This is a genomic window from Microcoleus vaginatus FACHB-2002 (assembly GCF_040004035.1).
Lineage (GTDB): Bacteria > Cyanobacteriota > Cyanobacteriia > Cyanobacteriales > Microcoleaceae > Microcoleus > Microcoleus vaginatus_C.
This window is the reverse complement of the sequence record NZ_JAMPLN010000020.1, coordinates 1-15,599: the sequence shown is the minus strand read 5'-3', so window position 1 is coordinate 15,599 and position 15,599 is coordinate 1. Positions and strand designations below refer to the sequence as shown.

General features: G+C 44.1%; 11 protein-coding genes. 9 read left to right on the top strand and 2 right to left on the bottom strand.

Annotated elements, in window-relative coordinates:
• Positions 1 to 207: 207 nt before the first annotated feature.
• On the bottom strand, positions 208 to 1,338 hold the full coding sequence (locus NDI35_RS17595; RefSeq protein ID WP_445313864.1) for an aldo/keto reductase: 1,131 nt from the start codon (positions 1,336 to 1,338) through the stop codon (positions 208 to 210).
• Between the two features lie 5 nt (positions 1,339 to 1,343).
• On the bottom strand, positions 1,344 to 1,850 hold the full coding sequence (locus NDI35_RS17590) for a bifunctional nuclease family protein (RefSeq protein ID WP_006635481.1): 507 nt from the start codon (positions 1,848 to 1,850) through the stop codon (positions 1,344 to 1,346).
• 228 nt (positions 1,851 to 2,078) lie between these two features.
• Here NDI35_RS17590 and ribE point away from each other — a divergent pair, with 228 nt between their 5' ends.
• From ribE to NDI35_RS17545, 9 genes are all read left to right on the top strand, one after another.
• On the top strand, positions 2,079 to 2,792 hold the full coding sequence (gene ribE / locus NDI35_RS17585; protein WP_333150934.1) for a riboflavin synthase: 714 nt from the start codon (positions 2,079 to 2,081) through the stop codon (positions 2,790 to 2,792).
• Between the two features lie 1,620 nt (positions 2,793 to 4,412).
• Positions 4,413 to 5,627: a glycosyltransferase family 2 protein gene (locus tag NDI35_RS17580; RefSeq protein ID WP_445313863.1), complete on the top strand. Its 1,215-nt coding sequence runs from the start codon at positions 4,413 to 4,415 to the stop codon at positions 5,625 to 5,627.
• Entirely contained in the window at positions 5,602 to 7,398 is a 1,797-nt protein-coding gene (locus NDI35_RS17575) for an ABC transporter ATP-binding protein (RefSeq protein WP_445313862.1), read from the top strand. The genes NDI35_RS17580 and NDI35_RS17575 overlap by 26 nt, the downstream gene beginning before the upstream one ends.
• Before the next feature lie 21 nt (positions 7,399 to 7,419).
• Positions 7,420 to 8,643: a glycosyltransferase family 2 protein gene (locus NDI35_RS17570; protein WP_445313861.1), complete on the top strand. Its 1,224-nt coding sequence runs from the start codon at positions 7,420 to 7,422 to the stop codon at positions 8,641 to 8,643.
• Positions 8,644 to 8,703: 60 nt separating this feature from the next.
• On the top strand, positions 8,704 to 9,687 hold the full coding sequence (locus NDI35_RS17565) for a glycosyltransferase (RefSeq protein ID WP_445313860.1): 984 nt from the start codon (positions 8,704 to 8,706) through the stop codon (positions 9,685 to 9,687).
• Positions 9,688 to 9,725: 38 nt separating this feature from the next.
• On the top strand, positions 9,726 to 11,003 hold the full coding sequence (locus NDI35_RS17560; protein WP_445313859.1) for a glycosyltransferase family 2 protein: 1,278 nt from the start codon (positions 9,726 to 9,728) through the stop codon (positions 11,001 to 11,003).
• Between the two features lie 43 nt (positions 11,004 to 11,046).
• On the top strand, positions 11,047 to 11,817 hold the full coding sequence (locus NDI35_RS17555; RefSeq protein WP_445313858.1) for a class I SAM-dependent methyltransferase: 771 nt from the start codon (positions 11,047 to 11,049) through the stop codon (positions 11,815 to 11,817).
• Positions 11,818 to 11,870: 53 nt separating this feature from the next.
• A complete protein-coding gene (locus NDI35_RS17550; RefSeq protein ID WP_445313857.1) occupies positions 11,871 to 13,433 on the top strand; it encodes an ArnT family glycosyltransferase in 1,563 nt (520 codons plus the stop codon).
• A 253-nt stretch (positions 13,434 to 13,686) separates the two neighbouring features.
• Complete coding sequence (locus tag NDI35_RS17545; RefSeq protein ID WP_445313856.1) at positions 13,687 to 14,994, top strand: glycosyltransferase family 4 protein; 1,308 nt, start codon at positions 13,687 to 13,689, stop codon at positions 14,992 to 14,994.
• The last annotated feature ends 605 nt before the right edge of the window (positions 14,995 to 15,599 follow it).

Here is a 15,599-nt window from a genome sequence, read left to right as displayed (position 1 = left end):
GGGTTAGGGGGGATCGGGAAGACTGTGAACTCAAACAGTAGATTGGTACAACATAAGACGTTAAGTGGACACCAATGCCTGCCGACAGTCCGCAAGCTAAGTAGTTTTTCGATCGACTCTATCGTAAATTCACTTAAACCAAAGTTTAACGTAATTATTGCAACACTTAGATACGCTCGATCGCCTTTTCCCTGCTTCACCTTTTTTTCAATCCCACAACCGCCTGCCTGCTTTGCCCCCGAGTCGCTGGTGAGTATCTTTGAGCAAAGTTGGGATGTCTAACTCTTCGGGACACTGGGGCAAACATTCGCCACAATCGGTGCAGCGGTTGCCTTTGCTGCCGGGAAACCAGTGTCCGGCATTTTCAAACATGGCGTAGCGGTATTTGCCAAAGTCAGTCATGTCACACCCCACGGCGAGATTGCGGAGTCGCAATACTTCGGGAATGTTGATGTTTTCCGGGCAAGGCAAACAGGCATAGCACTGGCTGCATTTGTCGGTTTTCAAAGTGGCTGCAATAGCCGATTCTAGCCGATCGAACGCAGCGATTTCGGCGTGCGTGAGGGGAAAGTCGCGATCGCAATATTTCAGAGGTTGCTCTAATTCTGTCGCATTTGCAGGGCCCACACTCAGAGTCCCAATCCTAGTATCGCTCAGTAAAAATCGATAGTTCAACTCTAAAGGCGAGAAAGGCGAACACAATTGTGCGAGAGTTTCCGGAGGCGTGTAGAGTTGCCCTCCTTTATCGGCTGGGGAAATTATGAAAACGCCCATATCTTTGTGCTTGGCGAGTTCAATTGCCGGGGCGTTGCGCTGAAAAAAATAGTAATAATGCAGATTGACAAATTCAAACAAGTCTGTATTTATTGCAGCCAAAATCAGATCCAGAGGCCCGTGAGTCGAAAAGCCGACGTGCCGGATGCGACCGTCAGCCAGGGCTTTGCGTACAGCTTCCATGCAGCCTGTGGGATCTCGCACCCAAGCCAAATGTTCCCAAGTATTCAAACCGTGAATTGCCAGACAATCGATATAGTCTAAATTCAGGCGTTTGAGGGATGCGTCGATGCAGCGTTCCATGGCTGCTGCATCCTCGGTTGGGGAAATTTTTGTAGTGACGTGGAGGCGCGATCGATCGACAGACAAACCAGCCGAAAGGGCCGCGCCAAGATATTCCTCGCTGCAACCGTAACCAGCCGCAGTTTCCAGGTGATTGATTCCCTGAGACACCGCCTGTTGTACAGTCTGACAGGCAGTTTCCTCAGAAGCCAAATAGCGCATGGTTCCCAAGGAAAATACCGACAGGTGCAACTCCGTTTTGCCAAAGCGTCGATAGCGCATAAAGATTAGGAAGTTTCGCCGGGGCTGAAGCCGCTTCTCTTGATCAAATCCTCTGGACGGAGGTTTGAGATAAATTCCCGGAAGGCCCGGCGTTCGGCCTCATCAGCATCTCGATCGACCGGTATCGAAGCATCGGCGACGACTTCTTCCATCACCCAGATAGGGCAGTTCGTTCGCAGGGCTAGGGCGATCGCGTCGCTAGGTCGGGCATCGATCTCTTTTTTAACTTCTCCCTGACGGACGATCAGCACGGCATAAAACGTGTTATCTTGCAGCGAGTGAATAACTATACGCTCCAAGGTAAGACTCCATGCCTCTAAGAAATTGACCATCAGATCGTGAGTTAAGGGTCGAGGAGGCTTGTGACCTTCGATCGCGCTAATAATAGCCTTTGCTTGCTCCTGACCGATATAAATAGGCAAAGCCCGTCGCTCAGTAGCGTCTCTCAATAGGACAATAGGACTGCGCGTGGCTGCATCTAAGGCAATTCCAGCGACTTTCATTTCAATCATTCGATCGGCCTCATAGAATTAAGAAACTGTAAGGCAGTAGAGAACTTGGACATAAAGATCACCTAAATCCAGTATGACTTGATCTTCGCCTGAATCTGCAACAGATCTGGGACTGTCGATTTGAGATTTTAGATTGACTCCAGGGGACAAGGGGACGGCAAAACCTCCTGTCTCTGGTTTGTCCCTATGGTTTGATGTAAATAAGCGATCGACTACGGAAAAATACTTATGTTTACAGGACTAATTCAATCTCTCGGAAAGCTGAAGTCGCTAGGCAACGATTATTTCCAAATTTCCTGCACATCAAACAACTCCTACCAGATTTTACAAGATTTAGCCATTGGGGACAGCGTAGCCGTGGATGGAGTCTGTTTAACGGTAGTGGAAGTTCTGCCGCAAGGTTTTGTCGCCGTCGCTTCCCCAGAAACCCTCCGCCGCACAACTCTGGGATCATTCCCCGATGCTTTGGTGAACCTAGAAACCTCCCTGCGCGCCGGTAGCAAATTGGGGGGACATTTTGTGACGGGGCACGTAGATGCGATCGGCACTTTAGCAACATCCACCCAAACCGCCAACGCTTGGGAGATGCGGTTTACTGCCCCACCAACAGCAAATTCGGGATGGCAACGTCAAATCGCACCTTACATCGTTTCCAAGGGCAGTATCGCCGTCAACGGCATCAGCTTAACCGTGGCAGATTGCGATGCTGACGGCAATTGGTTTGAAGTTGCTGTCATTCCCCACAGTTTTGGTGAGACAAACCTCAGCTATTTGCAACCAGGAAGTTTAGTTAATTTAGAAGCAGATATTCTGGGTAAATATGTCGCCAAATTTCTCCGCAGCGGCTCAAAATCCCATCCCGAACCTTGGGAAGAAACCCCCACAATCAACAGTTTGGGAACAATTACACCCGAATTCTTAGCCGAACACGGATTTATTTAATCTGTGGGTACGCACCGCGCACCTTGCTAATATCTGAGATATTACACCATCCTCAATCAGCCTTTTACGCGCGGGTTATCCTGCCAACCCCACAAGAAAACTCACTCTTTGTGGAACAGGCAGGTGAGCCTGTTATTGAGTTGTAGAATGCGTCAGCAGCGAATTATTCTATCAATAATTGACGGATCAAAGCCGACGTACCTACTAACTCTTACTTCTCTCTTTGCGCTCTTTGCTGTTCATTAATTAAATTGTATTCCTCACAAAAAAATATCCCGAAAAAATATTGCAGCAATTACCGCCTGATAAACTAAAAACCCTGCTGCAATTAATAGCTTTTGAATGCCCGCTGCGTGGTAAAAAAGATAAGAAATTAAAAATAAATAAGGTGACTAATAGAGCAATAGTTTACCTTGGATAAATGCTTCTGGGGTTTAACTGTGCAAGTTATTGATTAATTGTCAGATATAATGAATAACAGCACGCTTATTGCATATTGTACCCCAACAGAAAATTAGATTTTTTCCTTTAGGATAATAACTTACATTTAAACCATCTTTTATTCTAGTTAAGTTTAGTCAGAAATGAAGAAGTTTTATAACTCTTGCTTTTTAGAAATTTTGAACAATAAAATTTTACATAAGGTATGCAGCGATAGAGGGTTAAAAATTGATTGGGATGGGGTGGAACTAGAAATAAAAAATTAATAACTTGATTAATTTTTTTTTCTAAGTTGCAACAAACGGAAGATTTTGATTTGGTTCATAGAAAATATGTGTGATTTTCCACATCGCCCAATACTATGGATGGCTTCGTTCTTGGTTTAATATTTTATGTTAAAATTTAAATATTTTCACTTCAGTCTGTTTCTTTGCCCAACTCTACTCACAATAGTCCAGACAGTTTTTAGTTCGTAGTCTGAAACCCCCGATTTTCCTTTAGTAGCGAACTGGCCTTTGAGCCTCGAAACCCTTATTAAGCTGTTACGCATCTAAATTGTATTTTTGGGCAGGCGGGACGCCCACCCCACAAGAATTTGCTCGAATTTGATTGTCAAATTTAGATGCGCCTCAGCTTATACGGTTCCCGCTCAAAAACCGTCCGAAGTATTGTACTCACATCTTTTTTAGGTATTCACAACATAAATATTGTGTACGATTATAATTATTTCGTAAATTAATTAAAATAATTACAAATAGTAAAAACGGATAGATTACCCAATATAAAGATTAACTAAAGCATTTTTTTACTAAAATTTAACACATTTATAGAATTACTTTATCTGTGGGTAAAATGGTAACAGTTAACACTTATGGTTAGAAACAAATTTTTGTCACTTCGGTAACTTTTATTTGCTCTCTTGGAATTTATAAATTGACATCTCTTTACCTCTAAGAATATGACTTTTTGTTTTAGTCTATCAGCATTGTCTTGATTTGCACAACTTATTTAAACGTGCTATGTACCATTGACTTTCAACTGAGAAGGCAGTATGATTATTCTTAGCGGAATCTTGGCTGTCTCTTCCACCAAATGTCTAAGTCCTGACGGCGAGAAGTATAAGGTATATCCGCCAATTTAAAAAGCAACAAAAATATTGGAAAACCTTGTTAAAACCTTATGCTGCCAGATTCTCCCAAATCCCCCTCTTTGCCTCTCGTCTCAGTCATTATCCCTGCATACAACGCTGAGCAATTTATTGAAGAAACTCTGAAATCGGTTCTCGCTCAAACTTATCCAGAAATTGAAGTTTTAGTAGTCGATGACGGTTCCCAGGATCGAACCGCGGAAATTGTCGAAAAAATCAGCAAAAAAGATTCTCGCGTTCAGCTTTTGAAACAGCAAAATGCTGGGGTCGCTGCTGCTCGAAACTTAGCAATTCAGAAGTCGAGAGGAGAATATATTGCCCCCATTGATGCCGATGATATTTGGTATCCTGAAAACATAGAAAAACAAGTTCAATGTATGATGGAGGGAGAGCCATCGCTAGGAGTTGTCTATTCTTGGTCATTAGATATTGATGAAAAGGGATTTTTAACCGGGGGAATCCGCGCTTTTACGATTGAAGGTGAAGTTTATGAAACCTTAATTTGCCACAACTTTTTAGGCAATGCTAGCGCTTCGATGATCCGGCGTTCTGCTTTAGATAAGGTGGGCTTTTACGACACTAGCTATATAGAGAAGAGTGCTCAAGGCTGTGAAGATTGGGACTTGTACCTCCGACTGGCAGAATACTATCAATTCGGAGTCGTGCCGGAATTTCTAATTGGATACCGCAAAGTTTACAGCAGTATGTCTAGCAATTATGTGGCGATGGCGAAGTCCCACGCCTTAATGCTGCAAGATGTAAAGCAACGGCATCCTGAAATTCCAGAGTTCCTACACCGATTGTCTGCCAGTAATTTTTTGATGTATTTAGCACACCAAAGTAGTCGAAATGGCAGCGATCGCACCGCGCTATTTTGGTTATTCCAAGCTTTAAAAGCTGAGTGCATCTCACCTTTGTCCCGTTATGGTTTTTACAGAGTATTGGGGAAGAGCCTTTTAAACCTATTATCCCATTTTTGGAAACCTCAAGCTGCTCTGGAGACCCCTCTGAGTTCAAAAGACCGGCCATCCTCTGACTGTAAACTGAGCAGCCGAGAGCTGCTGGTTGAGAGTCGGCGCAAAAATATCGAATCCATGGTAACGATTGGGAACATTTTTCACCGCTCAATTTCCCGCATTGTCAAGCGAAATCAAGCAGATATTGACACGCTCCCTCAAGTGAACATTAGCGCCACTCCATCGGCACAGGCAGAGTTGTCTTATGAAAAAAGAAATTCAGGCTATTAAAACTCTGCTTCCCCTCCTCAAGATATACCCTTGGGCAATCCCGGCAATGATTTCCTTGGGTATGCTTGCTTCCCTTTCCGACGGCTTTGGGATTAGCTTATTCATTCCATTTTTGCAAACTTTACAGCAAGAGCAAGCTCAGGTTATAACTGGCAATTCTTTCATTGATTCTCTGAACAAGATATTCGCTGCTGTCCCTGCTGGCTACCGCGTCTTAATCATCCCCTTGTGTATTTTAGTTAGCATCCTGATTAAAAACCTGATTGTCTATAGTAATTCTATACTTTTTGCATGGTTAAACTCACGGATTAGCCACCGATTGCGTTGCAAAATTTTCAACCAAACTTTAACCGTGAGCTACTCTTTCTTAGAGCGCAGCGAATCGGGAAAGATTATGAATATTTTGGCGACAGAGAGTTGGCAGACTAGCAAAGCTTTGAGTTTGTTTGTTAACTTGATTACGTGTGCTTGTACGATTACTGTCCTGGCGACGCTGTTACTGCTCATCTCTTGGCAACTCACCTTAATTATCACTATAGCGCTCTTCCTCATCTCACAGTTCATCCAGTTTGTGACCCGCCGAGTCAAACATCTGGCACAGCAAGCTGTAGACGCCAATTCTCAGCTCGCTGTCCGAATGTGGGAGGGATTAGGGGGGATGAGAGCCATCCGCTCCTTTGGACGGGAACCTTACGAGCAAGAGCGCTTCGATCGCGCTTCCCAGCAGGTGCGAAACACCTTTTTGCAACTCGATATGCTGGGAGGGCTCATCAATCCGCTCTATGAAGTTTTTTCCGCACTCCTCCTGCTAGGAATTTTGGCGATCGCCCTTTTGCAAAACCAGTCAGCTATGCCAACGCTGCTGACTTTTTTATTCATACTCTACCGCTTGCAACCCCAGGTACAACAACTAGATGTAGCGAGGCTAGGTTTAATATCTACCGCCAGTTCAGCAGAACTGGTGATGTCTTTTTTAGAGACTGCTGATAAACCTTACATCCGCTCTGGTAATGTTCCCTTTGACAAGTTAAAGCAGGCGATATATTTTGAGTCAGTTTCCTTAACTTACAATCCTGAAGATCAGCCTGCAATAGAGGATGTCTCCCTCGAGTTTAAACGCGGCCAAACTACTGCTTTAGTGGGACCATCGGGTGCGGGTAAATCCAGCATTATCAGCCTACTGTGTCGCTTTTACGAGCCAACTTCAGGAGAAATTTATATTGACAACAGCCCCTTACAAGAACTGAATTTAACCGACTGGCGAAAGGGAATTGCGATAGTCAGCCAAGAGGTTCATATCTTTAGCGGGACGGTGAAGGATAATATCGCCTACGGACGCTTGGAAGCAACAGACGCAGAAATTTTTGATGCTGCAAAACTTGCCAATGCTCACGGTTTCATCAGCCAACTGCCGGAGGGGTATGACACAAAAGTCGGCGATCGTGGCGTTCGCCTTTCTGGCGGACAAAGGCAGCGTATTGCCCTCGCTCGCGCGATTGTCCGCGACCCCGATATTCTAATTCTGGATGAAGCAACGAATGCTCTCGATAGTATTGCTGAAAACTTGATTCAGGAGGCCCTCAACACGCTCAGCCAGAACCGCACCGTCATTGTCATTGCTCATCGCTTATCGACGATTGAAAATGCCGATAAAATTATTGTGATGGAAAATGGCAGGGCGATCGAACAAGGGAACCTCCAGTATTTGCTAAAACTCGATGGCTTGTTTGCGAAGCTTTATCACCTGCAACACCGCAACTTACACAACTAATAGAAATTTGGTGAATCACTTATGCCTTATCCGATTATTGACATTGAAGTGACACAGCCCCTTCCCACTCTGACAATTTCTGAGGAAGATACAGGAATTGCCTTAGTGGTGCGGCGAAAAGATAAAGCGGTTGGTTTGATCATGCAGCCTCTTCCTCCAAAGAGCGTCCTTTCTCCTGAAGATTTAGCTAAAATGATCGAGGGGAAAGTCGGCGCTAAGTTACTTCAGGAAGCGATTATAGAAGAGTTAAATCCTGCCGAAAATGGCGATCTATTTCCCTCGCTGACAGTGGCAATTTGTACGAAAGACAGACCGGAAAACCTGGCGCGGTGCCTGCAACATTTACTCAAGTTGCAAACACCTATTTTAGGTGAAAACCTTAACTTTGAAGTGTTAGTCATTGACAATGCACCTTCTAATGAAAAAACAAAAGAATTGGTAGACTCTCTACCAGGAGTTCGCTATGCCCGGGAACCAAAACCCGGTTTAGACTTCGCTCGCAATCGCGCCTTGCAGGAAGCAACTGGGGAGATATTAGCTTTTCTCGATGATGATGTCACGCCCGATCGCCAATGGCTAAAAGGATTGAGGGAAGCTTGGGCAGAAAATCCCGATGCGGGAGGTTTTACAGGGTTAGTGCTACCTTATGAGTTAGCCACTGAAGCCCAAATTTTATTTGAAAGTCGGGGCGGTTTTCGGCGCGGATTTGAGAAAATTCGTTATGGCAAAATCTTGCCTTACAATCCGTTATACCCCTGTGGTGCAGGCATATTTGGAGCGGGCTGCAATATGGCGTTTCGCCGCGATGTTTTACTGAAAATAGGGGGATTTGATGATGCACTCGATACAGGTGCGCCCCTCCCTGGCGGTGGCGATTTAGATATTTTTTATCGAGTCGTTCGCGCTGGCTATCCCCTCGTCTATGAACCTCGCTATCTGGTGTTTCACCAACACCGCCGGGAATATGAAAAACTGCGTCGCCAGTATTGGACTTGGGGGTTAGGTTTTATGGCTTTTGTGGTAAAATCCTATCAGACAGATCCTGCCAAGAGATCACAGCTAATCCGGCTGATCGCTTGGTGGATTGGCTATCAGTTAGATGAATTGCAAAAGAGTATTAGGGGCTGTCATCCTTTGCCCCCAACGATGATTTTAGCTGAAATGTGGGGTGGTATCGTAGGGCTTTTTGGCGAGTACCCGCGTTCTTTAAAACGTATCGAGCAGATTCGGCGGCAATTTGCCTAAAAAAAGGAGATTGGTTTCAGAAATCTATTTCTCGTTCAATGCAGGAAACGACAATTAAATATGAATAAGCTTCCGCCCATTGATATCGTCATCTGTACTTATAACAATGCTCCTCTTCTAAACAAAGCTCTATCGGCCCTTGCCCAACAGCAAGTCTCGCCTGAGTTAGAGTGGAAGGTGTTAGTTGTCGATAATAACTGCACGGATAACACGCAGGAAGTTGTCGAAAAACATCGAGTGTCGGGAACAATTCCCTATCTTTCTACAGGCTCAGAAACAAAGCAAGGATTAACCTATGCCCGCCACTACGGGGTTCAAAATACAACGGCTGATTGGATTGCTTTCGTAGATGACGATTGCTTCCTGGCAGAAGATTGGGTGGATCAAGCTGTTAAATTTGCTGCCACTCATCCTGACTGCGGCGCTTTTGGTGGTCGAGTGATTTTAGATTGGGAAACTCCACCGCCTAAATATGTATTGAATTATGGTTACTCCTTCGCACAACAAGAACACGGCACAGAACCCCAAAAAAAATCTTGTCTCGTGGGAGCAGGATTAGTGTTGAATAGAGGAGCCCTCGCTCATACGGGTTGGATTGATAAACCCCTGCTTCACGATCGCATCGGCACCAAGCTCATATCTGGGGGAGATGTAGAAATAGCTTTACGGATTTATGGAGCGGGATACGACCTGTGGTACACTCCTGATTGCCAGTTAAAACACTTTATTCCGGCTAGGCGTACCACTCAAAAATACTTGATAGATATTAACTACGGTTTAGGAACCTCTCAAGTTTTGGGCGATTCTCTTCTCTGGTCGGGTTCTTATCAAGATTGGTTGTTGAAATTTATGGGGGATGGGGTGAAAGCTTCCCAAAATATCGTATTTCAATCTTTAAGAGCGGCTTTGGGGCGAATGAATCCGGCGGAAGTGGAGATTAACAAAAGTTTTGTGCGGGGTAAGTGGGCGGGAATTAACCGGATGATCCGCATGAACCCGGAGGAACGCCGAGAGTTATTGGGTCGGGCCAAATTAGTCGCTTAGCCACCCGATAAATCTATTGCTACTTTGAGGTAATTTCTGTGAGCAACCCCTGGAAAGTTATTAACGTAGAGCTAAGTAAATCCATTCCTGACTTGCCTTTAATGCCTGGTTATGGGGGCATTTACACGGTGTTTTGGTGGCATAATATACCCCTTGGTCAACAGGAGATTTTAGCCGCTCAGTTGCCAATGTCAGCAACAGAATTGACTAATTTAGCGGTACAAGCAATTACTCCTACCATCGGTAGCCATTTGTTAGAGCAAGGTTTTAAAGCAGCTTTGCCAGTTATTTCCAAGAATCCGGCGCGCGATCGCCCCCCTGAGTTCCAAGCTCTAATGGCTTTGGAACAACCCCTTGCGAAGCTTGAGCAACACTTTTCACACTTAAATAGTGAAACTGTTTCTGTTGTGATATGTACTCGAAATCGACCAGAACAATTAGAGCGATGTTTGCAATCCTTCCAAAAGTTATCCCATCTTCCCCACGAAATTATTGTTGTTGATAATGCTCCCAGTTCAGACGCTACGCAGCAATTAGTTGCCAAAATACCAGAGGTTAAATATGTCTTAGAACCTCGCCCTGGTTTGAGCGTGGCCCGCAATACTGGCATCGATCACAGTACAGGAAATATAATTGCTTTTACTGATGATGATGTGATTGTTCATCCTGATTGGATTGCCAGAATTGCCCAAAGTTTCCAGGGCGATCGCGTCATCGCCATGACCGGACTTATTCTACCTGCAGAACTCGAAAATGAAGCCCAATTGATCTTCCAAAAAGGTCATACTGGCTTCGGATGGGGATACCGCCCTACAACCTTTGATACTCAATTTTTTGATGAAATGAAGCCCTTAGCGGTCCCCGTTTGGCGCATTGGTGCAGGGGCAAATATGGCGTTTCGGCGCGAACTTTTTGATAAAATTGGATACTTTGACGAACGGTTGGGAGCAGGCGCTTCTGGGTGTAGTGAAGACTCAGAAATGTGGTATAGAGTGCTTGCCGAAGGCGGGTTTTGTCGCTATGAACCAACAGCGGTCGTTTACCACTACCACCGAGGCGATTTGGATAGCTTAAAACACCAAATGTATCACTATATGCGCGGACATATCGCAGCGCTTTTTGTGCAGTTTGAAAGGTACAAACACTGGGGCAACTTGCGTCGCGTTTTCATCGCTTTGCCTAGATATTATGTCAAGCGATTCATCATAGGAGTGTTAACAGGGTTTAGAGGGGTCAATAAAACTCTCTTTTCTGAGGTGTTAGGCTGTTTGGCTGGAGTACAATTTTATATCCAGAATCAGAGTAACAAAAATTAGACTCAGAAAAATTAGTAATTTTTGGAGTTATAGGAAAAAAACAATGGTAGCAATTCATCAGTCAGAGACAATAGGAAATAAAGAAAATTTGGGTCGTTTTTTATCCCGCAACCCGTTTCCTCATGGTTTGACTCAAGGATTCTTTTATCGGGAAAAGATGCGAGCAATTTACCGAATTGCCCCTGACGTTCCCTGTAAAGAAGTATTAGAAGTCGGAGGCGGTCAAGGCGGCTTGACCGCTTTACTCTATCCGCAATCACAGATTACCAACATTGACCTCGATCCTAAATATGCAAATGCCCCTTGTAACCAACAAGAAAAAGTCCGCTTTATCTGCGGTGATGCCACGAATTTACCCTTTGAAAATGAATCATTTGATATAGTAACGATGTTTGACGTGATCGAGCACGTTCCCGACCATCAAAAAGCAATATCAGAAGCGCTGCGAGTGCTCAAACCCAAGGGATTTTTATTAGTGAGCACTCCCAATGAAAATTGGCGGTTTCCCTACTATGGATTTATGAAACCACTTTGCCCACCGGAAGCGGAGGTGATGGCAGAATGGGGTCATGTCCGGCGTGGATATACGCTCGATGAACTGACCGCATTAATTGGTTTTCCTTGCCAAAGCTCTGCGACTTTTATTAATCCATTGACGGTAATTTGTCATGATGTTGCTTTCTCCCGTTTATCTCCTCTCAAGCGCCTATTTTTTTGTACTGCACTGAGTCCTTTAACCTGGGTGAGTTATTGGCTGCATAAACCTGAATCATTGGGGACGGAAACTGCATACGCTTGGCAAAAGCCAGCCTAATTAATTATCCATGCTTCAACAATCAAGCAACAACAATAAAATTTATAAAATTTATGAACTTGATGAATACTAAGCTTAAGGCAAGGTTCAACAAACATCTTTCCTCCCTTATTTGTTGGCTGTTGGAGCATCAACAATCAATCACTATTGTTATCTTGTTTATCCTGAGCTATGGTGTCTTTTTGTTTCGTCTCCATTTGCCTACAATTCGGATGTGGGATGAATCGAGATTAGCTGTAAATTCCCTCGAAATGCTCATTAATAGTAATTTTTTAGTGACTCATTTTGATGGAAAACCCGATATGTGGAATACCAAACCACCCCTGTTAATCTGGTTGATTGTAGCTTCCATGAAAATATTTGGTGTGAACGAATTTGCCGTGCGATTTCCTTCGGCAATATCTGGGATAGCTACGACTTTCATTTTATTAAAATTCTGCAATAGCTATTTTCAAAATATTAAAATTGGTCTGGTCAGCGCTCTAGTTTTAATCACCAGTATTGGATTTGTAGGAGAGCACGTTGGCAGAACAGGAGATTACGATGCTCTGCTTGTGCTTTGGATAGTCATTTATTCACTATCCTACTTTAGCTATTTGCATAGTGATATACCTAAAAAGCGCTATCTATATTTGGTTCTAACAACTATTGCCTTAGTCCTAGCAGTTTTAACTAAAAGTATCGCTGGATTGATGTTCTTACCGGGGATTTTAATTTATACGGCTTGGCGAAGAAAACTTAGAAAAATTTTATTTGCGCGAGAAACTTATTTAGCAGCTACATTTTTTATACTTGCAGTGTCTAGTTATTATATATTGAGGAATTATTCTAATCCGGGTTACATTAAAACTGTTTTACAAATTGAAGTTACAGGGCGATATTTATCATCATTGGAAAACCACAAAGGCGAATTTATTTTTTATCTCAAAGGTCTTTTTAACTCAAAATTTATTCCTTGGGTTTATTTTTTGCCTGCTTGCTTTATTCTGACTCAAATGAGTACTAAAGCAAAATTAAAAGAACTTAGCTTATTTGTTTCTTTACAAATAATCTGTTATTTGCTAATCATTTCTAGCGCTCAAACGAAATTGCCTTGGTATGATGCACCTTTATATCCGATGATGTCTTTACTGATTGGTTTAGGAGTGGCCGAGTTTTTGCAGAGTCTCGCTAATTACTATAGCATTAGCAATAAGAATTTAAAGATAGCTTTTTTAGCTTTAATGATAATTGGGTTATTCTCATTGCCCTATCTTGATATGTTGTACTTAAAAATTTACAGGCATCAGGGCATGATCTATGATTGGAGCAAAAAAAATGACCCACAACTAATGTACGGCTCGTACTTTAAGCAACTGCAACAAGAGCAACCAACACTGAAAAAGTTTTATGTAGCTAACAATGATGAATATAATGCTCATCTGCTATTTTATACAAAAAAATACAATCATTTTAACAACAATGAAATCAATGTATTGCCGGCAAAGCATAGTTTTAGGCAGGGTGATATAGTGGTCAGTTGTGATCCTGAAGTCAAACAATATTTAGAACATAAATATAAATTAAATTGGCTCCATACCAACGGTTTCTGCCAGACTAATTCCATTGAATTATAAAGTAGTGATAATTGGTAATTATTTCCTAGGTATGGTGTTGACAATTATTGGTGAGAAAAAATTCTGTTAAATGTTAAAAATAGTATCGTTTTGATCTCGCTATTTTCCTTAATTTCTCAGGCTGTGCCGATTTATTTGCTAAGACGAAGACCGCTTTACACTTTAGCTGAGGTGGTAGGATTTTACGAACGCAAACAACCTCAGTCAGGAGATTAGAATTCGTTAGTCAATAAAATTAGAAAAACAGTAAACAATGAGTAGAACACCAGAAGTCACGATCGCTCTCCTGCACTGGGGCGATTTAATCGAAGATTTTTTAGATACCATCGGGGTTTCCTTTGAAGCTTTCTGCAACGAAATGACGGGCGGCTGGATGTTTGGCTACATTGAAGCGCTGCGACGGGTGGGCGTGCGGACAGTGTTATTCTGCATTTCTGCTAGCGTAACGGAACCCGTGCGCTACACCCACAAAGACACAGGAGCAACAATCTGCGCCCTACCGGCACCTCAACTCTACCAAGCTGTCCGCCGTCAGATGCTCAACCCTCAAGGGTGGACAGTTCAGGATATGTTTGGAGAGGTTCGAGGCATCCGCCGCCTGGTGTTGACAGGGGTGAAAAGCGTGGCTCCTTACCTGGCGACACCGTTGGGGTTGCTAGCGGGCGAACTGCGACGGGAAAACTGCCAAGCGATTCTCTGTCAAGAATACGAGTATCCGCGCTTCGACGCTTGCACTTGGTTGGGGTGGCAAATGGGGCTGCCTGTTTTTGCCACGTTTCAGGGGGGCGATTTTCAGGTTAGTCCTTGGGAAGGCTTGTCCCGCCCGATCGCCCTTAAAGCGAGCGCCGGTTTAATTATTGCTTCCCAAACCGAGGTGGAGCGCGTGCAAACTCGCTATGGCGTGCCTCATGCCAAGATTACTCGCATTTTTAACCCCCTGGATTTGGAGCTGTGGCAGCCAATGGAGCGCGGGGAAGCTCGACAACTGCTGGGTTTTCCCAGTAATGCTGAAATCGTCGCCTGTCACGGGCGGATTGACATCCGCCGCAAGGGGTTAGATATTTTGCTGGAAGCTTGGCAGCGGGTATGCAGCGATCGCCCAGACCGAGATTTGCGACTGTTGCTAGTGGGGACTGGTAGCGACGCCCAGGAATTGAGCCAGCAGCTCGCTCAGATGCAGCTTTCGGGTATTCTCTGGATTAATGAATACGTGCGCGATCGCGCTTTGATGCGGCAGTACCTCTCGGCGGCTGACGTTTATACTTTGCCTTCTCGGCATGAGGGGTTTCCGGTGGCACCGCTGGAGGCGATGGCTTGCGGGTTGCCCGTTGTGGCTGCTGACGCACCTGGAGTGCCGGATATTTTCGAGGGGGGCGAAGCTGATGGCGGGATTGTTGTGCCCCGTGAGGATGCAACAGCTTTGGCAGGGGCGATCGGGCGGCTTTTGGACGATCGGGCGTGGGGGCGGGAGTTGGGCAAGCGCGCTCGCATTCGGGTGGAAACTCATTTTTCTCTGGAGGCGATCGGTGTCCAACTGCGACAGTTTTTGTGCGCTCTTTAGCGCACATTCCGCCCATCTGACTCGCTGCACTGGAAATGCTTGAAAAATCCCAGCCCTAAAAATTTATTCCTGCCTAATTTTTCGGGCTTTATGGTCACTTTTTGTTCCCATAATCGGAAACATAAGAAAGTTAAATTGACGAATTTTTTTAAGAAATTCATTCTTTCAATTAATCAACTTATTTGGGGAAGGGAACAAAGATGTCTAAGAACTAGACTGACTCAGAATTTCTGCCCCTATACCCTGTTGAGTAAAGCGAAGTTTATCACGAGCTAACTTGCGTTTAGTCTTGCACAGATTCACTATATTGTTCCAGATAATTGACCCCATGCCCTCTATATCAACCAACGCCAAATGTACTCCGTCTACGGTATTTGTTTGAGTAGTAACCCACATTCCGCAGATATTCAAGCAGAAGGAAAGGAAGATAAATTCGGAAACACAAAACTCCCAAACGATTGCCGTGCAATCGTTTGGGAGTTTTTAGTGTAGAATAGATTTCTGCAGTAAAGCAACTCTAAAAATCATGAACCAGCCATTATCGGGGATAAATATCGTAAATTTAGACCACTTGGGAATAGTAGCCGGGATAATAGATGAAATGG